This is a genomic window from Falsochrobactrum shanghaiense, assembly GCF_003149535.1.
Classification (GTDB): Bacteria; Pseudomonadota; Alphaproteobacteria; order Rhizobiales; family Rhizobiaceae; genus Brucella; species Brucella shanghaiense.
Genome location: NZ_QGDB01000003.1, coordinates 277,640 through 302,518 on the forward strand (window position 1 = coordinate 277,640; position 24,879 = coordinate 302,518).

The following is a 24,879-nucleotide window of genomic DNA, read 5'->3' on the forward strand; positions in this document are numbered from 1 at the left end:
CGGCGCTCTAAGCTTTTGTTTAAACGCGCATTTTTACCGAAAACCGTTTCACATTTTTCGGGATGCGCTCCAAACCGGAACGGTGCGAAGTTCCAAACAAAAAGGCTGCAACGAGGGTTGCAGCCTTTTGAATTTCGAGATGGGTGCCAAGAGAAGATAGATCGCGTTCCGCATTTACGAATGCGGATAAACGGCTCCAAAAGCGCCTATCAGCATAGGCTTGATCGCAATCTGAAAACCGTTTCCCTTACTCGGGGCGCAGGGCTAATCGTCGCGATAAACCTTTTCGCGCCGCTCATGGCGTTCTTGCGCTTCGATCGATAGTGTCGCAATAGGTCTTGCGTCAAGACGCTTCAAGCTGATCGGGTCACCAGTTTCTTCGCAGAAACCGTAAGTTCCCTCGTCGATACGACTAAGAGCTGCATCGATTTTAGAGATCAACTTGCGCTGTCTGTCACGCGCGCGCAGTTCAATTGCCCGGTCCGTTTCAGACGATGCCCTGTCCGCCAAGTCCGGATGATTGGCATTTTCCTGCTGGAGCGCTTCCAGTGTTTCGCGCGCTTCGCGCAGGATGTCGTTTCTCCAAGCGACCAGCTTGGTTCGGAAGTAAGACTTCTGCCGTTCATTCATGAACGGTTCGTCTTCAGTGGGTCTATAGTCAAGGTCGATTAATTCACTCATTCTGAATCACCCCACATCTAGGAGACGCGGGCAGTTATATAAGTCCATCGTGACAAGGACACAACACTAAACAATCAAGCACCATTATTTTTTATGCGTAAAAAATGAGCATTTTTTCAGAATTCGACTGAGGCACAATTTTGCGATTTCTGTCTTTATTCTGATTTAACCAAAGACATCAACTGATTAAGCACTTTCCTCATTTCAAAAAAGCCAGCAGGGAGAATATAGGTGGCTTATATTCTTATGCCTAATAATACAGCAAAATTACCTGTGAATATTTGCCAATCATATCCTGATCTTGCATCCAAAGCCATTCAACCAGAGAAATCCTGTGAAAATTGTGGCACAAAGAAGGAGCGTCGCGCATAAACATCACGGAGATCATATCGATGAGCCAGCTTCTTCTGCTCCGGCATGCCAAGGCTGTCAAAGCCAAGCCCGCCATGAGCGATTTTGAAAGGCCACTTGCCAATGAGGGCCTTGCAGCCCTGGATTTGCTGGCCGAGGCCATGAAGAAATCCAACCTCTTCCCGCAGCGCGTGGTGCTTTCGGGATCGTGTCGAACCCGTGAGACGGCATTCGGCCTGATAGAGCGTCTGGGCGTCGAGATCGAAACGATAATCGATGACGGAATCTATCACGGCGGACCCGGCGATTATATGAAGGCGATCATGCAGCATGGCGATGTGGAACGCCTGATGCTGGTCGCACATAACCCCACGATCGAAGAATTGGCGCTATCGCTATGCGGTCATGGCAATACGGATAGTATCGCAAGATTGATCAGCGGCTTTCCCACTGCGGCCCTTGCAACCATTTCCTTTGAAAAGCCTTTGCCGGAAATCGCGCGCAAGCAAGGTTTTCTGGAAAGCTTTCCGATACCGCAGATTATTTCGTAACTACAGGCGCTTTCATTCCTGTCAAATTTACGGACAGGTTCCTATCTATAGAGCCGGACGATAGACTGCGAGAGGAAGCAATTGGCAAAACTGACCAGTTTCAGCGATGAGGCGAAAATCGCGTTCGATACGCTGACAGAGCGCGCAAGCGGTCTGCTGTCTCCATCGCTCCGTTTGGGAGTTACCGGCCTTTCACGAGCAGGAAAAACAGTTTTCATCACTGCGCTGGTGCATAATATGGTGCATGGCGGGCGGCTGCCGATGTTCGAGGCCTATAAATCGGGCCGGATTTCGCGCTCCTTGCTGGAGCCGCAGCCTGACGATGCAGTTCCGCGTTTTCAGTATGAAGAACACCTTTCCGCCTTGCTGGACGAGCGCATCTGGCCTGATTCCACCAGAGCGATTTCACAATTACGCCTGACCATTGAATATGAATCGGCTTCCGGATGGGGGCGCTGGCTTTCGCCGGGGCGGCTTTCGGTCGATATTGTCGATTATCCGGGCGAATGGTTGCTCGACCTTCCCCTTCTGGGCAAAAACTATCGGGAATTCAGCCGGGATTCCTTTTTGCTCGCGCAGGAACCCACCCATAAGGATCTGGCGCAAGAATGGCTGATGGAGGCGCAGGCGATCAAGGCGTCGGAAGGCGCTGATGAACTGACGGCGCAACGGCTTGCAAGAAGCTTTACCGCCTATTTGCGCGCCGGAAAAGCCGATGAGCGTGCGCTTTCGACCTTGCCGCCGGGACGCTTTCTCATGCCCGGCGATCTCGACGGTTCCCCTGCGCTTACCTTCGCGCCCCTTCCCGATCTGACAACCGAAGACTTCAGGAACGGCAGTCTGGCGGCAATGATGGAACGCCGTTACGAAGCCTATAAAACCCATGTCATCAAACCATTTTTTCGCGAGCATATAGCCCGGCTGGACCGACAGATCATTCTTATAGACGCGATGCAGGCCATGAATGCGGGTGGTGCCGTGGTCGCCGATCTTGAACGCGCGCTGACCGATATTCTGTCCTGCTTCCGTCCCGGCCGCTCCAATCTTCTGACCGGGCTGATCCAGCGCCGGATCGGGCGTATTCTGGTGGCCGCCACCAAGGCCGATCATCTTCATCACGAAAGCCATGACCGCTTGCAGGCCATTGTCAGAAGGCTCGTGGAGCGCGCCATCGAACGGGCCGATTTTTCCGGTGCGGATATAGAAGTTTTGGCGATGGCGGCTGTTCGTGCAACCCGTGAGGCGACCGTCAAAGAAGGCAAGGATATTCTGCCGGTCATCGTCGGCACGCCACTTGAAGGTGAACGGATCAATGGCGAGGTTTTTGATGGGAAAACCGAAACAGCTATATTTCCCGGTGATTTACCAAAAGACCCTAATGTAATATTCGAAGATTTATCGAATGAACCAACTATTCGTTTCGTGCGTTTCCGTCCGCCTCGACTGGAGCGAACTGCTGAAGGGCTCACATTGTCGCTCCCCCATATAAGGCTCGATCGCGCTCTGCAATTTCTCATCGGGGATCGTCTGGCATGAGTGAAAAGCCGCCGCGCAAACCTGCATCTTTTAGCGTTAACCAGCCGCGACCCGAGCAGTTGACGGAGGAAAGCGGCACAGATCGGCTGCGTCATCCACGCGCCGTAACCGATCTGGAACAGCTTATTCTGGAAAAGGATGTCTTTGCGCTTAGTGCAGAGGAAGAAGCCGAACTTGAAGCACTCGATCCAGCATATGAGCCGGTTCCTCGCAGAGGCTGGTCGCTGAGCCGGATATTGTTTGGCGCGCTTGGCATATTGGTTTCCTTTGCCGTCGCCATATGGGTCGAAGACCTCATCCGGGCCCTGTTTACGCGGGCGGACTGGCTGGGCTGGACGGCTTTCGGTGTCGCGATGGTCGCTCTTTTGGCGTTTATCGCGATCATTATTCGCGAACTGGTTGCCTTGCGCCGCCTGGCGTCAGTACAGCATTTGCGTAAAGACGCAGCCGATGCAGCCATGCATGACGATATGGCGGCTGCCAGAAGGGCCGTGGATGCCCTGCGCGCAATTGCCAGCGGCCTGCCGGAGACCGCACGCGGCAGGAAGATGCTCGATGGCCTGACCGATGACATCATAGACGGGCGCGATCTCATCCGTCTTGCCGAAACGGAATTGTTGCGCCCACTCGACCGGGAGGCGCGCCTGCTGATCATGAATGCATCGCGGCGCGTATCGATCGTAACAGCCATCAGCCCCCGCGCCCTCGTTGATGTCGCCTATGTGGTTTTTGAATCGGCACGGCTCATCCGCAGGCTCTCGCAACTTTATGGCGGACGGCCTGGAACGCTCGGGTTCATGAAGCTCATAAGACGGGTCGTGGCACATCTCGCGGTCACAGGGACTTTGGCCATGGGCGACAGTGTTATCCAGCAGCTTGTCGGCCATGGGCTTGCCTCGCGTCTTTCTGCCAAGCTTGGCGAAGGCGTGGTCAACGGCCTGATGACCGCACGTATCGGCATTGCCGCCATGGATGTGGTTCGCCCTTTTCCCTTCAACGCGGAAAAGCGTCCCGGTGTGAGCGATTTCATCGGTGATCTGGCCCGAATAGCAGGGGAGAAAAACCCGAAGGCAAAAGCTGGAAATTAAAGCAATTTGTGTTTAAAGGTCAGCATCGAAACTGCTCCGCACAAACCAAGTGTTAACCATTCCGCACCATTATAAAAACCATCATCAGATCCGCCTTTCAGGATCTTTTGCTGAAAATGACTGAATGCGATTCTTTAGAAATTCGTCCTTCGGGGCGGGATTCCGGACAGAGCTGAACATGAAAAAATATATCACCGCCTGCCTTACATTGCTGCCCGTATCGCTTCTGGCCGCACCCGCCATGGCGGCTGATAAGGATAAGAAGTTCTTCCAGTCGATTGAAGGTCAATGGTCAGGCCCCGGCGAGGTCGTCGCCGGAAAATATAAGGGCACGAAATTCGTCTGTAATCTTGCGGGCAGCACGCCCGATGAAGCGGTGGGCATGACGCTCGATGGATCGTGCCGTGTGGGAGTTTTCTCGCAGGAGATGAAGGCGACCGTCACGCGCGTCGGTTCAAAATATTCCGGCAAGTTCAATGATGGCGCAGAAGGCAAGGGCCTGAATGTCACCTCGGGCTCGGTCAGCGGCAATAAAGTGGTTCTCGGCCTCAACCGCAAGGAACTCAATGGCGCCATGCTGGCGCGGGTTGCCGATAGAAACACGATGAATGTGACCGTATCGGTTCGCGTGGAAGAAGAACTAATTCCGGTGATCGGCATGAGCCTGAAGCGCGTGGACAATATCGCCGTCGGCAGCATCGCCAAAAATTAAAACGGTTTCTGTTTAAACAGAATTCACTTTCGCCACCAGCCTGCATCCATGTGGGCTTTTTCTATTCCGGCATGTTCGCAATCCGCTTCCCATTCGGAAACGGTTTTTCCGCAAATATGCAGATCTGGCGCAATATCGTTGAGCGGCACGAGTACAAAAGCGCGCTCGTGAATACGCGGATGGGGCAGGATAAGTGAGGCTTCATTGAGATGAATCGCCCTGCCTGCATTGTCCTGCATGGCAAGAATATCAATATCGATGATACGCGGCCCCCAGCGTTCGAGCCTCACGCGTTTGAGCGTTCGCTCTATCTCCAGGCAAGTCGCGATCAGCGCCAAAGGCTCCAGCAATGTTTCAATCTGCGCGCATGCATTATGAAACCATGCCTGATCCGTCTTGCCCCAGGGTGGCGTGCGGTAAACCGGAGAAACGGAAATTACCCGCGTATCCTCGCGCGCATCGAGCGTTCTCAATGCATGAGCCATGGATTCTACAGGGTCATCGAGATTGCCGCCAAGGCCAAGCCAGGCGACAAAAGGCAATTCACGGACCATCAGCGCGGATACACCACGGTGACTTCGACATGATCAAGCACGCCCGGAACCGGCGCATTGGGCTTGCGAATGGTGATCTCGGCGCGCTTTATCTGAGGAAAGCGCTTGACCAGTGCTCGCCCGACATCAAGCGCCAATGTTTCAATCAGATAGCGTTGGCGACCGGTGATGATGTCCTGAATTACGGTAAAGGCTATGCCGTAATGCACCGTACCTTCGATGTCGTCATTTTCCAGTGCATTGCCCGGATCAACGTCGAGTATGGCATCGACATAGAAACGCTGGCCGAGTTTATGCTCTTCATCGAAGACGCCGTGATGCGCGAAGAAGGCGCAGTTCATGATGCGGATTGTGTACACGGCTTTGTTTCCTGTTCTCAGTCGGCCCTGCTTTGCAGAATAGCATCCGCAACCGCAAGCGCGTCCCTATTAAAAGCGACATTGTGAACCCGGAAAATGTCGGCGCCGGCGAGCCGCATTGCAACGGAGGTCGCAGCGGTTCCCACGTCGCGCATCAGGGGCTCGGTCTGCCCGGTTATAGCACCAATGAAACGCTTGCGCGATGTTCCGACAAGCAATGGATAGCCGAAGCTTTCAAGTTCTTCCAGCCGGCGCATCAGTGCTACATCTTCGCGGCTGTCCTTGCCGAAGCCAAAGCCCGGATCAAGCACGATACGCGATGTTTCGACGCCTGCTTTGCGGGCGATTTCCAAAGATGCCTCAAGAAAATCAAACTGATCGGCAATGACATCGGGATTGGTCGTCCTGTCGCGGCTGGTATGCATGATGACCAGCCCTGCTCCGCTATCCCTGGCAAGTTTTGCTATTTCCGGCTCTTTTTGCAGGCCCCATACGTCATTGACGATATGCGCGCCTGCCTCCACGGCGTGCCGGGCGGTCGAGGCCCGATATGTATCCACCGATATAAGGCAATCGAAGCGCTTGCTTAAAGCCGCAATTACCGGAACGACGCGCGCGGTTTCCATTTCGGCGTCGACAGAGGCACCGCCGGGGCGGGTCGATTCGCCGCCGACATCGATTATTATGGCCCCCTCTTCCAGCATTTTTTCGGCAACAGCCAGCGCCTTGTCGAGATCGGTATAACGTCCGCCATCGGAAAAAGAATCCGGCGTTATGTTCAGGATGCCCATGATCACCGATTTCGCGCCCAGTTGAAGGCTGCGGCCATGAGCGAGTTGCCATTGTTTTCGCATTACTGGAAATTCCGATTCGTTTCTCATCGAGCGAATATGTCCGTTGGGCAAAATCTCGACGCATAAACTGTTATAGTTCTCTTGACGATTGCGTGCCATGTTGCACAAGGATGATTTATGCGTTCTTTCTGGTTTTATGAAGAGGTGCCGGAACATGTCTTTTAAAAAACGGGTTCTGGCTCTTGGCCTCGCTTTGTTTTTTGTCGCGCCTCAGGCGGAGGCCGCGTCGATTTTTCGTAATGTTAAATATTACAACATCAATGGAAATACAGCCGCCGATCTCGACAAGGCATTATCAAGCAGTGGCCCGTTTCTCAAAAAGACCGGCCATCACCATCCGGGCGCCGCTGAAATCCGTTTCGATGCCAAGGTGCAATATGGGCGCGCGGCGGGCAGCCGGGCCTGCAAGGTGCAGAATGTTTACGTGAACATTCATGCCAAAGTTATGCTGCCGCGCTGGAAACAACGGCGCAAAGCCGATGCGGAACTGGCATTGGTATGGGATACGCTGTTGCAGGATATTCGTCGACACGAGGAAAGCCATATCGTCATCGCCCGCAGCCATGCCAGCGAGATGGAGCGGCAGATTCGCGCCTTGCGGACCCGTACCGACTGCGCCGACCTTCGCGCTGATATTGATCGCATCACCGCAAAGCTGATGAAAGCGCACGACAAGGCGCAGGAACAGTTCGACCGGGTCGAAACCATCAATTTCGAAAACCGTTTTGAACGGCTGCTGACCTACAGAATGGAGCGAATGCAGCAGAACAAGCGTTGAAAGTGACGAGGCAAGCTGTCAGTTCTGGCGTTCGGGCACCTTGACCACGAGGCCGTCAATGTCGTCCGTCACACGAATCTGGCAGGAAAGACGGGAATTCGGCTGCACTTCATAAGCGAAATCGAGCATATCCTCTTCCATTGCGTCCGGGCCGCCAACGGTATCCGTCCAGTCTTCATCGACATAGACATGGCAAGTCGCGCAGGCACAGGCTCCTCCGCATTCGGCATCAATGCCGGGAATCCCGTTGCGGATGGCGGCTTCCATCACGCTCGACCCGTTTTCGGCTTCGACTTCCGTTCGTGAAGCACCGTCAGCGGAAACGAAGATAATTTTTGTCATTTGCAGTTCGGTCCCTGGACGCACCAGCGCGGCGCGATTGAAATTGTCTGGCTCACATTTGAGAACATAGCAAGAGTTTGCAAGCAATCTGCACCGGCAGATACGGCCTTACGCCTGCAAGTTCAACACCCGCCGGCATGGAAGCGCAAAACTGCGCCAAAATGCCGTTCCATTTTACGTAACCACAATTAAAATGCGGGTTTTTGTCGGCAGACAGTCCCGCCGCCCATTATATCCGCCCATCACGCCAATTACTTATGGGGATAAGAGGCAGGAATGGTCGATGCGGGGCGTGGGTTCTGTTAACGGATTTGAGAACGCGCATTATGTGGAATAATCGCGTATAATCGATTTCCACAGAATGATCGTAAACGCAGAAAGGCTGCAAATCGGGCATTTTTAATAGCACCGCCCCATTTCCGTTAACCTTGTATTTAAACTTTTAGGCATTGGGCATACTCGCCTATTTCCTTAACAAGGTTGAGCCGATACGATGCAAAATGGCGGATTAAGTTTTGTTACGGCCCTTGGGTCGGGCCGTCACAGTAATTTGAGTACGAGGTAGGCAAAGCGATGGCTTCCAAATCCAAGGCGCAAAAGCTCGATCATGAAGTCGAAGAGGCGTTGGAAAAAGCGCTCAATATCGATTTCGGCGATGATTTCGACATCGATATGGATCTGAGTACATTTGACGACAGTTTTTCGGTTGACGATCTGGAGCAGCAAATATCGCGGGCAGCCGAAGAGCTTGTCGCCGAACAGGGAACAGGTGTGGCCAAGCCGGAACAGACCGCTTCCGCAGCAGCGCCTGAGGGCCGCAAGCCGAATTCCGAGGCTATCAAGTCCGTTTCCGTGATTGCAAGCCCGGCGGCACCGCCGATGCCGCCCGTGGTCCACGCTGCCGCTGCCGTATCCGCTACACAGGCCGTCGAACAGGCTCCGGCCCAGCCCGCCAGCAAGCCAAAAGCCGCCTCGCAGGAAAATATTGCGAAGCCGGCGATTGCTGCGCCTTCGCTCGCCGCCTCCGCCAATCCGGTCCGCACTCCGGCTAACGACGATTCCCGCAACAGCAGAGCCATCGCCGCTGCTCCGCGCCGCGCTACCGCGCAATCGTCAAAACTTTACTGGACGACAACGGCAATCAGCGTTCTCTGGGCCGCTGGCGGCGTCGCCATCAGCAAGGCGATCAGCCCGCAGGTATTCTCGACCTTGCAGGCAACCAGAGAATTCTTCGCATCGCCCGCCGGTATCGGTGTCGCCGCAGGCGTTGCATTGCCGGTCGTCATGTTCTGGGGCTTCGCGCATCTGGTCCGTCGCGCGCAGGAAATGCAGCAGGCGGCTCACAGCATGTCCGAAGCTGCATTGAAGCTTCTACAGCCCGAGGCGGTTGCCGGTGATCGCGTTTCGACGCTTAGTCAGGCTGTCCGTCGCGAAGTCGCGGCAATGAATGAGGGCATTGAACGCACTCTGGCGCGCGCCGTAGAGTTGGAAACGCTCGTTCAATCCGAAGTCAACCAGCTTGAGCGCGCCTATAGCGACAACGAGGTGCGCATCCGTTCGCTGGTGAGCGAACTGGGCAATGAGCGTGAATCCGTGGTCAGCCACGCGGAACGTGTTCGCTCTTCGATTTCCGGTGCGCATGAACATCTCCGGGAAGAATTAGCCAGTGCTGCCAATATCATACGCGATAATGTTGCATCCGCGTCTGAACAGCTTAGCGGGCTTCTGGGGGATTCGGGCGAGCGCCTGATCAGCAGCATCAACGAGAGCGGCGGCGCCATTGCGGACGCCATCGAAAAACGCACCGGCGATATTGCATCGCGCATCACCACTTCCGGTCAGGCTTTCACCAGCGAGCTGGATACGCGCATTGCAACGCTGGATCAGCACTCGCGCGATATTTCCGAGCGCGTCAGTTCCGCGCTTGACGAGCGTGTTACGGGCATAACCAGCCTGCTTGGCGGTGCCACACAGACAATGGTCAGTGAATTCGATACGCGGCTTGCCAATCTTGAAACGACGCTCGATGAGCGCGGACGCTCGCTCCTCTCCGAGTTCGAGACGCGCGCCCATGCGCTCGACAGCAGCACTGAAAAGCTCAACGCAGCGCTTGAAGCCCGTTCGCGCCAGATCAACGAAAATCTCATTGCCCGCACCCGCGAAATCGCCGAAACCTTCTCCAGCGGCCGCACGACATTGAGCACGATGATCGATGAAACCAAGACCCGGATCGGTAGCGACCTGACTTCGATCAGCGAAAGCGTCGGCGATATTCTGACGGAAAAAGCATCGGCATTCGCCGGCAAGCTTGCGGATAGTCGTGATGTTCTCGCCTCTTCCCTTGAAGGCGAAACGGAGCGTGTTTCCGCAATCATTCGCGACCATGCGGATACGCTGGCCGCACGGACCGACGACATCAAGAGCGTCGTTGACAGCAGTGCATCGGCACTTGGCTCGGTGGCAGAGCAGCACGCCAATATCCTTGCCGAACGCACAGCCGCGCTTCAGCAGGAAATGGCGAATAATGCTGCACGCCTCGATACTTCTTTTGCGGATCATGTGCGCTCGCTGGAAGAGCGCGCGGCCTCCCTGCAAGATGTCATCGCCGGAAATCAGTCACTGCTTTCCCGGATCATGGATGAGCGGACTGCCGCATTGCGCGATAATTTCGATGAAAGTCGTGAAACGCTGGCACGGACATTCGATGAACGAGTCGCATCGCTTCAATTGACCATCGCGGATAATCAGCAAGCACTGGCGCGCACGATGGACGAGCGCGCACAAGCGCTCAATGAAACCATCGGCGCGAGCCGCGATGCATTCGAAGCCACGTTCAGCGAACATGTGCGCCGGGTGGAAGAGCGCACGAGTGGGCTGCGTTCCGTCCTGAACGATCACAACAGCGCGCTCGCCAATATTCTTGACGGGCACGAGCAGGCGATTGAAAGCCGCGCGGAAGTCATTCGTTCCACGCTGGCTGAAACAACCACTTCGCTGAGCCAGACCTTGCAGGATCACGGCGATATTCTCTCGCAGCGCACCGCCAACCTGCATAACGCGATCGAAAGCAGCAGCTCGACCATCAGCCAGGCCTTCGAAAGCCAGACCGGCATTATCGAAGAGCGCACGCAGACGATGGAAAAGGCGCTCACGCTCGGTATCGACAATGTTCGCCGCACCCTCGAACAGAGCGCGGGCGCAGTCGCCGGATCGTTGCGTGAAAAAATCGTGGAAGCGGCGGGCACACTTTCCGCCGAGGCTGCGAAAGCCGGTGACGCACTTGATGGCTTTGGAGAAACCTTCAGTTCCAATCTCATCAACAGCCTGTCCGTTACCGAAGAACGTCTGGGCCAGCATGCAAATGCCATTGCCGATCGTCTGGTTACGATTGAAACCAGCATCGCAGACACCGCTTCCCGGACAAGCAATAGCCTTGCGGAGCAGAGCGAAGCCTTTGCCGCAAGCGTCGCCGAAAAGCTTGCCGGTACGGAAAGCCGCCTGAACGAACGCGCGAACGCCATTGCCGGTGGTCTTGAGACCATCGAAACCCGCCTGACGGGCGAGCTCAGCGCAATCGAGGCGCGCATTGCCGAAACCGCTTCCAAGACCAGCCAGACACTGGCCGGACATAGCGAAGCCTTCTCGGCAAGCGTCAGCGAAAACCTCACGGGCACCGAAGTCCGCCTCACCGAGCGCGCCGATGCGATTGCAACGCGCCTTGGCGATATTGGTTCGCGCATCACCATGGAACTGGGTTCTGTCGAAGCACGTATTGCGCAAGTCACCGACACGACCGCTGTTACGCTTGAAGAACGCACGCGGGAACTCAATGCGGTTCTGGCTGCGCGCTCGCAGGAAATCACCCAGATACTGGCCGATACCGCAGAACCGCTGGTGCAGCGCCTTGCCGACAGTGGACGCGGGCTGGCGCAGCAGCTTGAGGAAGCCACCCATGCGGCAACCGATCGCCTGCGCTCCGAGAACGCGGCGCTGGTCAATGCTCTGGCAAGCCGGACTGCCGAAACGATCGCAGCCGTACAGCAGGCCAAGTCTGGATTGTCTGAAAATGTCAGCGAATTGATCGATCGCCTCGCCGGCTCGAATAGCGAGTTGGGCAAGCTGATCGACGCGGCGGCACGCAATCTTACGGATATTGACGGACGGCTGGTCGAGACGACTTCAAGTTTCGTGGAAAATGCCAACCGCGCCGCGCAGATGTTCCAGGCATCAACGGGCCTCATCGATGGCAATATCGGAACCTTGCGCCAGCTTTCCGACAGCACGCTCGCCCAGATCGGCGATATTGCGCAACGCTTCGAAGAGCATGGCAAGGTGCTTTCAACCGCATCCGATATGATCGGATCGGCCCAGAACGGCCTTGCAGGCACATTGGAAGACCGGCATCAGGCGCTCGACAAGCTGGCATCTGGTCTTGTCGAAAAGTCCGAAAGTGTCGAACGGCTCATGCGCTCCTTCGAGGCGGTCGTTACGTCCGCTTTCGAACGCGCGGAAGGCCAGACGCGTACTTCGGCAGAGAAAATGCGCGAAAGCGTATCCGAGATCGTCGAACAGGCTTCGCAGAAGTTCTCGGCTGCAACCGACGACATCCGCCGCACGGCAAGCGAAATTCGCAACGAGCTTGACAGCACTCGCGGCGAACTCAAGCGTGGCGTGCTGGATATGCCAGCCGAAGCCAAGGAAACGACGAGCGCGATGCGTAAGGCTGTGAGCGAGCAGATAAACGCGCTCAAGGAACTGGCGGAAATCGTCAATAAATCCGGGCGTCTGGTCGATGTCGGCGAGAGCCGTGCGGAACGCGTCGTTTCCCGGCCCGTGCAGTCACCGCGTCGCGCACCTGCCCCGGTTCAGGCTCCCGTCGCGCCGCCATTGCCGCAGGGCAACACGGCAGTGCGTTCGCGCCCTGCCGAAACGGCGCAGCAGCAAGGGCCATCGGCCGGTGAAAAGCCGCGTGGATGGGTGTCCGACCTGCTGGCCCGCGCTTCACGCGAAGACGATGAAACCATGCAAGCGCCAGCGCAGCCGAATACCGCTGCCCGCTCGCCACGACATGTCGTGGAATCGCTTAATTCGCTTTCGGTCGATATTGCGCGCGCAATCGATCATGAAGCATCGGTGGAACTGTGGGACCGCTATCGCCGCGGTGAACGTAACGTATTCACGCGCCGTCTTTACACGCTCAAAGGACAGCAGACCTTCGACGACATCAAGCGCAAATACCAGACAGACGGTGAATTCCGTCGCGCGGTCGACCGCTATATGGACGACTTCCAGCGCCTGCTTGAAGACGTTGCCCGGAATGACCGCGACAATATGGTGACGCAGACCTATCTGACTTCCGATACGGGTAAGGTCTACACCATGCTCGCCCATGCAAGCGGCCGTCTTCGGTAGGGCATTGCCAGCAAGGCTGCACAGCACTTGTGCAGAAAATGTCTGAAGCAATCTTGTAAACAAAAATGCGGCTCATTGAGAGCCGCATTTTTTATTAGAGCATTTCCAGCAAAAGTGTGAAACGGTTTTGCGTAGGCTAATGCTTTAAAGCGTCGAGACGGTCCAGTTCACGATTTCGGTGACTGTGCGATCAAAGGCTGCATCCAGAGCTTTCACATAAGCGCTGTTTCCGGTGCCCGAAACAGGAATTGCGGTGCGGAATATGCGCGTGGCGCGGACTTCGCCATTCTTGTCATTGAGCAGTCTTACAGTCATTTCAACCAGTGCGGTTTGCGGCGAATGATAAGCCTGAATGCCGAATACGCGCAGATCGGTAAGTATCTGATAGTTAATCGCCAGCCCGTCTCCGGGACGCCCGACGCCTCCAAATGCGCCCGTATTCTCATAGGCCTGCACAAGACGCGACTGGACAATATTGGTCAGCCGGTCGCCCCATTGGGCACCCTTGAGATATTCGATAGAACTGGGCGACGAACTGACCACGATATTCTGGCTATCAAGCGCCTTGAGCGCCGTAGGCGTGGGCACCAGCAACTGAATGTTCTTGCGGTTTGGCGTGCTCACCCCCGGCTGCGGAGCCGACAGATTGAAAGTATCAAGCGGAGTCGTCGTACCGCACCCGGCAAGAAGCGCGGCCATGACAGCGGAAGCTGCAATTGTCGTAATGCGCGAACGCGATATTTTCATGTCAGTTACACCGGCTTTGAAAATCAATGACGCGTCCTTCCATCATAACGCGGTACATTACCCTGCCCGCCGAAGATCAAACGCTGCGGATTGCGTTCGAGTTCGCTCACCGCTTCCTCTATCCGCATAACCGCGCGACGGCTATCCACGACCAATGCCTGAACGTCGCGCAGCCCCTGGCCAGAAAAACGCTCGATATTGCCGGCAATCGGTGCAAGGCGCTTGTCAAGATTATCCGCAACCTGACGGATGGATTCGAGCGTCGCTTTCGCCTGCGCGACCATACCGTCCTTATCGTCGCTGGAAAGAAGCCTGTCAGCCTTTTCCATGATGCCTTCCACCCGGACGGATGCGGCGTTGAGGCGCGCCATCATGTCTTTCGCATCCGTTATGATCTTGTTGATGTTGCCGGTATTGGAACCGAGTTCTTCGATGACATTGGCATTTTTGGCCAGAGCGTCGGTAAAGACCTTGGTATTGCTGATCGTATCCATCAAAGGCCCGCGGGCATCCTTGGCAAAGCCCTCAAGCTCGCCCAGCACGCTATTGGCGCGGGCGAAAATATCCTGAGCCGTCGCAAGAAGATTGTTAACAGCGGAAGGATCGGCGTCGATGCGGGCAACAGTATCTTCTTTTGCAGCTTCGGTGAGAAGATTTGGCTCGTCCAGCCGGCCACCCTTGAGTTCGATATAGGCCTGGCCCGTCAATCCCTGAAAACCGAGGGTAGCAGCGGTGGAGCGGGTAATGGGCGTGGTTGCGTTCACCCGGGTCTGCACGATCACCATTTCAGGATTGGTTTCATCAAGATGCAAACGACGCACATCGCCCACCTTGATGCCATTGAACAGCACCTGACTGCCAATGCTCAATCCTGTGACCGAACCGGGTATGCGCACGTCAAGCGGCATGGAATCGCGAGCCTCGCCGTACCGGGCGATCCAGTATACGAAACCGAAAGCCAGCAAGCTGACAATCAGTGTAAAGACTCCCACCAGAACGTAATTGGCTTTTGTTTCCATATCTTATCCCGTTTGCAAGCGGCTGCCCGGCCGCCGCCTGCTTGGCGCCGAAGTATCGATCTGGCGCGCCCGCTTGCCTCGAAAATAGGATTTGACCCAAGGGTCGTCCACCGCCAGCATATCCTCGATGGTGCCGCTGACCAGAACCTTTTTGTTTCCCAATACAGCAATACGGTCGCAAATCGCAAACAGGCTGTCGAGATCATGCGTCACCATATAGACGGTCAGGCCCATGGTGTCGCGCAGATTGGCGATCAGCTCGTCAAAATCCGCAGCGCCAATCGGGTCCAGACCGGAAGTCGGCTCGTCCAGAAAGACGATTTCCGGATCGAGAGCCAGCGCACGCGCCAGTGCCGCGCGCTTGATCATGCCGCCGGAAAGTTCTGACGGAAACTTTTCCGCCGCATCCGGCTTCAGCCCGACCAGATCGATTTTCAGCCGCGCCAGTTCGTCCATCAAGCGGGGCGACAGATCCAGATATTCACGCATGGGAACCTGAATATTTTCCAGAACGCTCAGTGCTGAAAAAAGCGCCCCTTGCTGGAACAGCACGCCCATGCGCATGTCGATAGCCATTTTTTCCACTTCAGTGATGGTATCGATATTGCGGCCAAGGATTTCGATATTGCCGGACTGCTTTTTGTTCAACCCGAGAATGGTGCGCATGAGCACCGATTTGCCCGAACCGGACGGTCCGATGAAGCCAAGCACCTCGCCTTTATAAATATCCAGAGACAGCTGGTCGAGCACGGGCGGACGACCGCCGAACGACACCGTGACATCGCGCACAGAAATCACCGATACAGGCGCCGGATGAGCGTCGTCATGTTGTGATCGCGACTGATTGTCGATGCCGTTCTCCATATTCATTCTTTATCCGAGCTTGCCTGGTGAAAGAACCGTTCCGGCGGAGCCTTCTGTCCCTTTTGTGCGTGAGTGTGTCCCAAAAACCCCATTAAAATTAGCTAATTGCAGCATTATCTAAAAATCAATTGCCGCATAGAACATCGCAAACATACCGTCCACGACAATTACGACGAAAATCGCTTTTACCACTGATGCAGTCACTCGCCGACCCAGTGATTCCGCACTGCCGCCAACCTTCATTCCCTCCACAGAGGCAAGAATGCCGATGATCATGGCCATGAAAGGCGCCTTGATAAGTCCGGCAAAATAGGTATTGAGCGCAACCGCATCATGCAGGCGGCTGATGAAGGCTTCCGGTGAAATATTCGAATAAAACCACGCAACGCCGCCTGCCCCGACAAGGGCTGCAAGATCGGCGATGATCGTCAATAGCGGCAGGACGATGACCAGTGCGACAAGCCGGGGAAAGACCAGCACTCCAATCGGGTTAAGACCGATCACAGTCAGGGCGTCGGTTTCCTCGCGCATTTTCATGGAACCGATTTCGGCGGTGATGGCGCTGCCGGAGCGGCCCGCGATCATGATCGCAGTCAGCAGAACGCCAAGTTCGCGCAGCACCAGAATGCCGACCAGATCAACGACAAAGATTTCAGCACCGAAATAACGCAACTGAAATGCGCCTTGCTGGGCGATGATGGCTCCCACAATGGTCGACATGAGCACGATGATGGGAATAGCGCCTACGCCCATCCGATCCATCTGATTGATGATCGCAGGGATCGGGATGCCGCTGCCGCGCCCGGCTTTCAACTGAGCACCGCGAATGGTGGCGCCCAGAATATGCATGGCCATTCTGAAATCGTCATAAATGGATACGACGCCGCGGCCTATCGCTTCCAGCATGGCGATGAGGAAGAAAGGTTTCTTCGCTCTGGGAACATCGAGCATATGTTCAACGGATTTGCGAACTTCGTCCATCAAAGGAAGCCAGGCATCGCGGATACCGTCGAGATGCGTATCGACATGGCGCATCACCAGACGCTGCCGCAGCCGCTCGATCAGCCATGCGCCCGCCGTATCGAGGCCGGAAACCTGTGAAGCGTCGATAATAACCGGCTGTTCACCGGTGAGCTTTTCCAGTTCGCGTATTTTGCCGTCAACCAGATTGACGCTCTGCGAGACCCAGCGCCCGCTCAAATTGATCAGGCGTGTGCCATCCTGTTCCCCCAATTCAATCTTTGGCATGGGATTGGCGGCAGCACTTGCTTTGTCGGCAGCGTCGGTCAACATAACTATCCCATATACGAGTCGTCGCTCGGCAGAAATACGATGTATTAAAAGGCATATCTATGCACAATAGCTTGAAAATCATACATGAACGCTATCCTATTGCCGGGAAATTCACAATCTCGCGCGGTTCCAAGACCGAGGCTGAAGTCATTACATGCATGATCGGGCGGGGCGTTGCTACCGGGCGGGGCGAATGTGTTCCTTACGCACGCTATGGCGAAACCATCGAAAGCGTCACAAAGCAGATTGAAACGGCTCGCGAGGCGATAGAAAGCGGAGCAACGCGCCTCGATATACATAAATTGATGCCCGCAGGCGCGGCGCGCAATGCCGTTGATTGCGCCTTGTGGGATCTGGAAGCAAAGCTCACCGGCACACGTGTTGCCGACATTCTCAAGATACAGGCCCGGCCACTGGAAACCGCGATTACCGTCTCGCTTGGAACAACAGAAGAAATGGCGCAATCGACTGCCAGGCTCGCGCATTATCCGCTCATCAAGGTAAAGCTTGGCGGGGATAATGACATAGAACGCATTCGCGCGGTCGCAGCCGCAGCACCCGACAGCCGCATCATCATCGACGCCAATGAGGGGTGGACGGCGGACAATATCGAAGAAAACATGCGCGCAGCAGCCGATGCAGGCGTGGTGCTTATCGAGCAGCCGCTTCCTGCCGGGCAGGATGATATTCTAAGCCGGATCGAGCGGCCTGTTACGATTTGCGCGGATGAGAGCGCGCATACATCGCAAGGGCTGGAAGAACTCGCAAAGCGTTATGATGCGGTCAATATAAAGCTCGACAAGACAGGCGGGCTGACTGAAGGGCTGGCCATGCGCGACAGAGCCATCGAGCTTGGATTGCAGGTCATGGTCGGCTGTATGGTGGGGACGTCGCTGGGCATGGCGCCTGCGGTCTTGCTTGCACAGGATGCGAATTTCGTCGATCTCGACGGACCGCTTCTTCTCGCGCGGGATCGGGAGCCGGGCCTGCGCTATGATGCAGCGCTGGTTTATCCGCCTGAGGCCGCTGTCTGGGGCTGATTACCCATTCTGGACGAGAGAATGCTGTTGCCGTTCGTGGACGCCAATGCATTTTCGAAAATATCGGCGCATGCCTTCCATGTGAACGGCTCCAGCACTTTGGCCGGGTCGAAGGCAGGCATTGCGAGTGCCGCCATGCAGGCAGCGTGCAAATCTTCTGACAAGACGCCTGCGCCCGTCGCTCCCACCACATCGGTTGCGCCGGGAACCGGAAAGGCCGCGACGGGAATCCCGGAGGAAATTGCCTCAAGCAGAACCAGCCCGAACGTATCCGTCCTGCTGGGAAATACGAATACATCCGCGCTGGCATAAAGCTCTGCCAGCGCCTGCCCTTCTTTTTTTCCTACAAAAACCGCATCGGGGAAACGTGCTTTCAGGTCGTTCAAAGCCGGGCCATCGCCAACGATCAGCTTCGTGCCGGGCAGATCGAGTTCGAGGAAAGCAGGCAGGTTTTTTTCGAGCGCAACCCGTCCCACGCAGATGAAAACCGGCCCCGGCAGGGTTTTCACCACTTCCGGGCGTGGATGAAAAAGGTCGCGGTCCACGCCGCGCGTCCACAGTTCGAGCCCTGTGAAACCGCGCGCCTGCAAATCCTCGAGAATCGACTGGGTTGGCACCAGCGTATGAGATGCAGCATTATGGAAACGGCGCATAAAACCATAGGTCCACGATAGCGGCACAGGAAAGCGGTCGCGCAAATATTCGGGAAAGCGGGTGTGGAAACTGGTCGTGAAGCTCCACCCCATCTTCCGGCATGCGCTTTGCGCCATAAAGCCGAGCGGGCCTTCCGTCGCAATGTGGATATAGTCGGGTTTCAGCTCTTTCAGCCGTTTGCGTATCGCCGCAGGGGTCGCCAGTGCAAGCCTGATTTCCGGATAGGTCGGGCAAGGCATGGAGCGATAGTCCTGCGGTGAGATAACCACCACCTCATAGCCGCGCTCCGTCATGAGCTCGCAGCATTTCGTCAATGTACGTACAACGCCATTAACTTGCGGATGCCAGGCATCGGTGACGATGACAAGTTTCTTCATCGGCTGCCATTCGCCGCTTTGCGTGATGCATATGGCAGACGGATGATCCGACCGCTCTTTTGTTCATCGGGCAAAGCAGGCTGTTTTCGATCAAGGCGCCTGGTCCAGCTTAAAAGCTCCATGCGGCCATCATCATGCTCGACGACTGCCGTGCAGCTTTCCACCCAGTCCCCGGTATTGATATATTCGACACCATGCATCGTTTCGATGGTTGCGTGGTGAATATGACCGCATATCACGCCATCCACGCCGATCCGTTTTGCCTCTTCGGAAACAACGGTCTCAAATTCACCGATAAAATTGACTGCTTTTTTGACACGGAATTTCGCCCAGGCCGAAAAAGACCAGTAGCGCAGGCCGAGCAATGAACGAACGCGGTTCATCGCCGTATTGACCCAGATCGCCGCGTCATAGGCCCAGTCGCCCAAATAGGCGATAAAACGGGCATTGCGCACGATCACATCAAACTGATCGCCATGAAGCACCAGAAACTTGCGGCCATCCGCTGTTTCATGGATGGCGCGGTTCATCACTTCGATGCCGCCGAAATGCGTGCCCTGAAAATTACGCAGAAACTCATCATGATTTCCGGCGATGTAGATAATGGTCGTACCCTTGCGGCTCTGGCGCAGCAGCTTCTGCACCACATCATTATGCTCCTGCGGCCAATGCCAGTTGCGCCGCAACCGCCAGCCATCAACGATGTCGCCCACCAGATAGATCGTCTCTGCTTCGTGATAGCGCAGGAAGTCCAGCAGCAGATCGGCCTGGGCTGCTTTTGATCCCAGATGCACATCCGAAATAAACAGGGTGCGGAATTTCTTGGGCTCGATCGGATCGGTGCTCATAGGGCCATCCTTTTCAATGGCAAGGCGGTTCAAAAGCACAAAACCCGATTCATGTCACAGCCATATGACGGCCAGCCAACCCGCCTGTCGGTCAAACAGGTGGACATATCAGCACGATAGCCAGAATCGGGTTGATCCGGGGTCGAGCTTGATGGCATGTGTTGACCAATAAAATTCTCCCACGCCCTGCTGCCATGCCGCCGGAAACAACTGGAAAGCAATGCGATTATGACCAAGAAGCCCTCCTCCGCGTCCACCCGTTCCGACTTTGACGAAGCGGCGCTGTTTTTCCATCGCTATCCAAAGCCCGGCAAGCTTGAAATCCAGGCGACAAAGCCGCTTGGCAATCAACGCGATCTGGCGCTGGCCTATTCGCCCGGCGTGGCGGCGCCCTGCCTTGCGATCCAGGAGGACCCGGACACCGCCGCCGAATACACGGCGCGCGGCAATCTCGTTGCCGTCATTTCAAACGGAACGGCGGTTCTCGGTCTTGGAAATATCGGTGCGCTCGCTTCCAAACCGGTCATGGAGGGCAAAGCGGTTCTTTTCAAGAAATTCGCCGATATCGATGTGTTCGATATTGAAATCGAAGCCCATGAGATCGATCATATCGTCGGCGTTGTCGCCGCTCTCGAACCGACTTTCGGCGGCATCAATCTCGAAGACATCAAGGCGCCCGAATGTTTTGAAGTCGAAGAGCAGTTGCGCGAGAAAATGAACATTCCGGTCTTCCATGACGATCAGCATGGAACGGCGATCATTGTTGCCGCAGCGGTGTTCAACGGGCTTGAACTGGCCGAAAAGGAGATCAGCGAGGCCAAGATCGTCGTATCAGGCGCAGGCGCAGCGGCGCTAGCCTGCCTCAATCTCCTCGTCAATCTGGGTGCGAAGCGCGAGAATATCTGGGTCTGCGACATCGAGGGCGTGGTCTATGAAGGCCGTGAAGCGCTGATGGACCGCTGGAAAGATGTTTACGCCCAGAAAACGGATGCGCGCGTTCTGGCCGATATTATCGGTGGCGCGGATGTATTTCTTGGCCTGTCCGCAGCCGGGGTTCTCAAAACCGAAATGGTCCAGCAGATGGCCGAAAAGCCGCTTATTCTGGCTTTGGCAAATCCCAATCCGGAAATCATGCCGGAAACTGCTCGCGCCGCACGTCCCGATGCAATGATCTGCACCGGTCGTTCGGATTATCCAAATCAGGTCAACAATGTTCTCTGCTTCCCCTATATCTTCCGCGGCGCGCTGGATGTGGGCGCGACGGCAATCAACGAAGAAATGAAACTGGCGGCGGTTCGCGCCATTGCGGGCCTTGCCCGTGAAGAGCCTTCCGACGTAGCTGCACGCGCCTATTCGGGGGAGACGCCGACATTCGGCCCTGATTACCTCATTCCATCCCCTTTCGATCAGCGGCTGATCCTGCGCATCGCGCCTGCCGTTGCCAAAGCCGCGATGGAAAGCGGCGTGGCTACCCGTCCAATCGAAGACATGGAAGCCTATCTTGACCGGCTCAACCGTTTCGTCTTCCGTTCCGGTCTTATCATGAAACCGGTATTCGCTGCCGCCCGCGCGCAAGCCAAGCCCATGCGCGTCATCTATGCCGACGGCGAGGACGAACGGGTATTGCGCGCAGCCCAGGTGGTCATCGAAGACCGCGTTGCCACTCCGATCCTCGTCGGTCGTCCGCAGGTGGTTGAAACACGCCTGAAACGCTATGGGCTTAAAATCCGGCAGGGTGTCGATTTTGAACTGATCAATCCTGAAGATGATCCGCGCTACCGCGACTATGTGGATCTCTATCTTTCTTATACGGGCCGGCAGGGTGTCACTCCCGAAGCGGCTCGCACTATCGTGCGCACCAATTCAACCGCAATCGCCGCCCTTGCGGTGATGCGCGACGAAGCCGACGCCATGATCTGCGGCCTCGAAGGCCGTTTCGAGCGCCACCTGCGCGTTGTACGCCAGATCATCGGCAAAGTGCCCGGAATTCGTGATTATTCGGCCCTGAGCCTGCTGATCTCGCAGCGGGGCGCTCTATTTCTTACAGACACCTATGTCAGCGTTGAGCCGGAAGCTGAGGAAATCGCTGAAATGGCGATATTGGCGGCGCGCGAAATCGGCCGGTTCGGCATCGAGCCCAAGGCAGCCCTCGTCTCGCATTCCAATTTCGGATCAAAGGAATCGGCAAGCGCGGAAAAAATGCGCCGCGCAGCAGCCCTCCTTGCCCAGAAGGCGCCCGAACTGGAATCTGATGGCGAAATGCATGGCGACTCCGCCTTGTCACAGGTTTTGCGCGATCGGGTCTTTCCCAATTCACGCCTCAAGGGTGAAGCCAACCTGCTCGTCTTCCCCAATCTCGATGCAGCAAACATCACTCTCAATGTCGTGAAAAGCGTTACCGATGCACTTCATGTCGGCCCTATCCTGCTGGGTGCGGCGCGCCCCGCGCATATTCTGACTCCATCGGTTACGTCGCGCGGCATTGTAAACATGACTGCCCTGGCCGTGGTCGAGGCATTGCAGCGAGCCGGAGAGGCAAAAAGAAAAGCATAGACAGTATTGTTATAATTTAGATATATTTAAAGTACTTCATTAACGCCAAGTATATTTCATCTATGCTTGGCGTTAATGTTTTTTTAACTATAAAAAATAACCATCACTTCATACGAACAACAAGACAGGCTGTTCTATGATGGTTATTCAAAAAATATTTCAGCATTTATTTTCCATAAAACGCTTCGATATTCCTCAGATCAATGCTTTGCCGGTGACGCTGATCATTGTGACATTCATCGCCGGATGCAGCACTGTGAAGCCGACCCCCCAATGCACTCCGCAACAAGCAATGCGGTTGAGCAAAAACATCGTTCCTTTTGAGAAAAAACTCATCGAGGAAAGACGGAATCTGTCGCAGGCCCGGATGATGTCAGCCAGACAGGGCTGCAAAGGAAGTCTTTTTTCACCTGGCGTCAGATCCCGCCAATGCGAGCAATTAACTATGCGCATTGACGGGTTGCAAAAGCAAATCAGGCTGTCGGAAGCCCGGCTGTCAGAAATGCATGCAGCCATGGCAGGCAGGCCGCATGCGGCGGAACATGTCAAAGCCTGTTCGGCGGGCTGGCTGCATTCGGCAACGAAAAGAGTACGGAAAGCAAAGCCTAAACGGCCTTCAGCAAAAGCGGCAAGGCCGGTGAAGTTGCCTCAGTCCGTCAAACCGAAAGCGAATGCGGAGCAAAATGCGGCCATCAGGCATGAAGTCATCCCGGCTGCGGCCATGGCCGCACCGAAAGCCCCTGAAATGACCCGTCCGGCCTATCATGTTGCTCCTGCCAGACCGGAGAACGCGATAGCTTCACCTGCGACGCACAGTCACGATCCTGTTGCGGGCAAAGCTGCGATGGAACGCAACTACTCCGCAAGTCCTCAAATCAGGATAATCGGCTCTTCGTTCTTTCCGGACCAATCAGGACAAGGAGATCGGCCAGTTCCGGTCCGTGAATCTGTCCCGTAAGAGCAATGCGCAAGGGCATGAACAGGTTCTTGCCCTTGCGTCCGGTTTCCGCTTTGAGCCGGTCCGTCCACTCTTTCCATGTATTACGATCCCATGGCGCATCGGGAATCAGCCTGAGCGCGTCACGAACGAAGGCCCGGTCATCGTCAGAAAGGTACGGTGCTTGGTTCAACCCCCAAGGCAAAGCGCCATCGACGATCTGCCACCAATGGGCCGCATCGTTAAAGCGATCGAGATTCCCGCGCACGGTCAACCAGAAAGCTTCGGCGCGCAAACCCGCTATATTCAGGTTTTCCAGTCGGGGTCTGGCTTCTTCAAACGGCATTTCATGAAGCAAAGCACGATTGAGCGTATCGAGTTCGGCAGGGTCGAACTTCGCAGCGGATTTCGAAATCGCAGTGAGATCAAAATGTCCGGCCAGATGCGCCATATCGGGAACGGCGGTGACAGCCTCGGAAGAGCCGATCAGAACCGCAAGCGAAGCAACGGCCATAGGCTCGTAACCAGCCTCGCGCAGGGAGCCTATGGACAAGGCGCCGGAGCGTTTGGAAAGCCCCTCGCCCGATATGGTCGTCAAAAGATTATGATGTCCGAAGACCGGAGGCTCCGCCCCCAAGGCCTTGAAGAGCGCAATCTGCGCGCCGGTATTGGTGACATGATCATCGCCACGGATAATATGGGTTACGCCCATATCAATATCGTCAGTCACGGATGGCAGCGTATAAAGATAGGTGCCATCCTCACGCACCAGCACAGGATCGGACATAGAGGCTAGGTCGACGGTTTGCGGGCCGCGGATCAAGTCATCCCAATGAACTTCCGTCCGGCTGGTAACGAAGGGATCGTTTTCGAAGTTCGGCAGGAGAAAACGCCAGTGAGGCTTGCGTCCTTCTGCTTCGAATGCCGCTTTTTCCGCATCCGTCAGCTTGAGCGCTTCACGACCGTAGATCGGCGGCAGCCGCCGCGCCAGACGCAGCTTGCGGCGACGTTCCAGCTCTTCGGCTGTTTCATAGCAGGGATAAAGAAGGCCTGCCTGCCGGAGCTTTTCGACGGCTCTGGCATAGGTGTCGAAACGCTTTGACTGATATTCGACGCGGTCCGGCCTGATCCCGAGCCAATCAAGATCGACTGCGATGGCACGGGCATATTCCTCTTTCGAACGCTCCACGTCGGTATCGTCATAGCGCAGAATGAAATTGCCGCCATTCTTTTTGGCATAGAGCCAGTTGGAAAGCGCGGTGCGCGTATTGCCGATATGGATATAGCCGGTAGGCGACGGGGCAAAACGGACAGTTACGGTCATTATAA

At 55.7% G+C, this 24,879-nt stretch carries 20 protein-coding genes and 2 pseudogenes; 10 read left to right on the top strand and 12 right to left on the bottom strand.

The features are described 5' to 3' along the window. Window positions 1-264: 264 nt before the first annotated feature. Window positions 265-681, bottom strand: a complete 417-nt coding sequence (dksA, locus tag DKP76_RS09110) for an RNA polymerase-binding protein DksA (RefSeq protein WP_109706143.1) — start codon at window positions 679-681, stop codon at window positions 265-267. Between the two features lie 392 nt (window positions 682-1,073). Between dksA and DKP76_RS09115 the strand changes: the two genes are divergently transcribed. The 4 genes from DKP76_RS09115 to DKP76_RS09130 all read left to right on the top strand — a co-directional run bounded on the left by DKP76_RS09115 (window position 1,074) and on the right by DKP76_RS09130 (window position 4,919). Further along, the gene (locus DKP76_RS09115; protein WP_109706144.1) at window positions 1,074-1,583 is read left to right on the top strand and encodes a SixA phosphatase family protein; all 510 of its coding nucleotides are present in this window, start codon (window positions 1,074-1,076) and stop codon (window positions 1,581-1,583) included. An 81-nt stretch (window positions 1,584-1,664) separates the two neighbouring features. Then, window positions 1,665-3,119 (top strand): YcjX family GTP-binding protein, encoded by a 1,455-nt coding sequence (locus DKP76_RS09120; RefSeq protein WP_109706145.1) that lies wholly within the window; start codon window positions 1,665-1,667, stop codon window positions 3,117-3,119. Further along, a complete protein-coding gene (locus DKP76_RS09125) occupies window positions 3,116-4,207 on the top strand; it encodes a YcjF family protein (RefSeq protein ID WP_109706146.1) in 1,092 nt (363 codons plus the stop codon). Before DKP76_RS09120 ends, DKP76_RS09125 begins: the two co-directional genes overlap by 4 nt. Window positions 4,208-4,385: 178 nt before the next feature. Next, window positions 4,386-4,919 (top strand): hypothetical protein, encoded by a 534-nt coding sequence (locus DKP76_RS09130; RefSeq protein ID WP_109706147.1) that lies wholly within the window; start codon window positions 4,386-4,388, stop codon window positions 4,917-4,919. Window positions 4,920-4,942: 23 nt separating this feature from the next. Here DKP76_RS09130 and folK read toward each other — a convergent pair whose 3' ends face one another. Genes folK through folP form a run of 3 tightly spaced genes read right to left on the bottom strand, consistent with a single transcriptional unit; the run spans window position 4,943 to window position 6,686 of the window. Continuing rightward, entirely contained in the window at window positions 4,943-5,473 is a 531-nt protein-coding gene (folK, locus tag DKP76_RS09135; RefSeq protein WP_109706148.1) for a 2-amino-4-hydroxy-6-hydroxymethyldihydropteridine diphosphokinase, read from the bottom strand. Then, window positions 5,473-5,832: a dihydroneopterin aldolase gene (folB, locus tag DKP76_RS09140; protein ID WP_109706149.1), complete on the bottom strand. Its 360-nt coding sequence runs from the start codon at window positions 5,830-5,832 to the stop codon at window positions 5,473-5,475. The genes folK and folB overlap by 1 nt, the downstream gene beginning before the upstream one ends. Window positions 5,833-5,849: 17 nt before the next feature. Further along, entirely contained in the window at window positions 5,850-6,686 is an 837-nt protein-coding gene (gene folP, locus DKP76_RS09145) for a dihydropteroate synthase (RefSeq protein ID WP_109706150.1), read from the bottom strand. Between the two features lie 154 nt (window positions 6,687-6,840). Here folP and DKP76_RS09150 point away from each other — a divergent pair, with 154 nt between their 5' ends. Continuing rightward, window positions 6,841-7,464, top strand: a complete 624-nt coding sequence (locus tag DKP76_RS09150; RefSeq protein ID WP_109706151.1) for a DUF922 domain-containing Zn-dependent protease — start codon at window positions 6,841-6,843, stop codon at window positions 7,462-7,464. 18 nt (window positions 7,465-7,482) lie between these two features. Here the strand turns inward: DKP76_RS09150 and DKP76_RS09155 are convergent, their stop codons facing one another. Continuing rightward, window positions 7,483-7,806 carry a 2Fe-2S iron-sulfur cluster-binding protein gene (locus DKP76_RS09155; protein ID WP_109706515.1) on the bottom strand — a complete coding sequence of 108 codons (324 nt, stop codon included), beginning with the start codon at window positions 7,804-7,806 and terminating at the stop codon, window positions 7,483-7,485. A gap of 573 nt (window positions 7,807-8,379) precedes the next feature. Here DKP76_RS09155 and DKP76_RS19830 point away from each other — a divergent pair. Further along, window positions 8,380-8,710 (top strand): annotated as a pseudogene (locus DKP76_RS19830) (hypothetical protein); the annotation flags it as partial. 71 nt (window positions 8,711-8,781) lie between these two features. After that, a pseudogene (locus DKP76_RS09160) lies at window positions 8,782-13,218 on the top strand (apolipoprotein A-IV repeat region-like domain-containing protein); the annotation flags it as partial. Window positions 13,219-13,362: 144 nt separating this feature from the next. Here the strand turns inward: DKP76_RS09160 and DKP76_RS09165 are convergent. The 4 genes from DKP76_RS09165 to DKP76_RS09180 form a co-directional block, all read right to left on the bottom strand. Next, entirely contained in the window at window positions 13,363-13,965 is a 603-nt protein-coding gene (locus DKP76_RS09165; RefSeq protein WP_109706517.1) for an ABC-type transport auxiliary lipoprotein family protein, read from the bottom strand. 23 nt (window positions 13,966-13,988) lie between these two features. Continuing rightward, entirely contained in the window at window positions 13,989-14,984 is a 996-nt protein-coding gene (locus DKP76_RS09170) for an MlaD family protein (RefSeq protein ID WP_109706153.1), read from the bottom strand. A gap of 3 nt (window positions 14,985-14,987) precedes the next feature. Continuing rightward, window positions 14,988-15,854 carry an ABC transporter ATP-binding protein gene (locus DKP76_RS09175; protein WP_109706154.1) on the bottom strand — a complete coding sequence of 289 codons (867 nt, stop codon included), beginning with the start codon at window positions 15,852-15,854 and terminating at the stop codon, window positions 14,988-14,990. Between the two features lie 111 nt (window positions 15,855-15,965). Then, window positions 15,966-17,141 carry an ABC transporter permease gene (locus DKP76_RS09180; protein ID WP_109706155.1) on the bottom strand — a complete coding sequence of 392 codons (1,176 nt, stop codon included), beginning with the start codon at window positions 17,139-17,141 and terminating at the stop codon, window positions 15,966-15,968. A gap of 59 nt (window positions 17,142-17,200) precedes the next feature. Between DKP76_RS09180 and dgcA the strand changes: the two genes are divergently transcribed. Then, a complete protein-coding gene (gene dgcA, locus DKP76_RS09185; RefSeq protein WP_109706156.1) occupies window positions 17,201-18,181 on the top strand; it encodes an N-acetyl-D-Glu racemase DgcA in 981 nt (326 codons plus the stop codon). On the opposite strand, the gene DKP76_RS09190 is transcribed toward dgcA, so the two are convergent. Both DKP76_RS09190 and DKP76_RS09195 read right to left on the bottom strand, forming a co-directional pair. Then, window positions 18,151-19,212, bottom strand: a complete 1,062-nt coding sequence (locus DKP76_RS09190; RefSeq protein WP_109706157.1) for a glycosyltransferase family 4 protein — start codon at window positions 19,210-19,212, stop codon at window positions 18,151-18,153. The genes dgcA and DKP76_RS09190 overlap by 31 nt on opposite strands. Continuing rightward, window positions 19,209-20,060 (bottom strand): UDP-2,3-diacylglucosamine diphosphatase, encoded by an 852-nt coding sequence (locus tag DKP76_RS09195; RefSeq protein WP_109706519.1) that lies wholly within the window; start codon window positions 20,058-20,060, stop codon window positions 19,209-19,211. The genes DKP76_RS09190 and DKP76_RS09195 overlap by 4 nt, the downstream gene beginning before the upstream one ends. 228 nt (window positions 20,061-20,288) lie before the next feature. On the opposite strand from DKP76_RS09195, the gene DKP76_RS09200 reads away from it, so the two are divergent. Then, entirely contained in the window at window positions 20,289-22,613 is a 2,325-nt protein-coding gene (locus DKP76_RS09200) for an NADP-dependent malic enzyme (RefSeq protein WP_109706158.1), read from the top strand. Between the two features lie 136 nt (window positions 22,614-22,749). After that, on the top strand, window positions 22,750-23,571 hold the full coding sequence (locus DKP76_RS19010; RefSeq protein WP_146198914.1) for a hypothetical protein: 822 nt from the start codon (window positions 22,750-22,752) through the stop codon (window positions 23,569-23,571). Here the strand turns inward: DKP76_RS19010 and gltX are convergent. Beyond that, entirely contained in the window at window positions 23,489-24,874 is a 1,386-nt protein-coding gene (gene gltX, locus DKP76_RS09205) for a glutamate--tRNA ligase (RefSeq protein WP_109706159.1), read from the bottom strand. The genes DKP76_RS19010 and gltX overlap by 83 nt on opposite strands. Window positions 24,875-24,879: the final 5 nt, after the last annotated feature.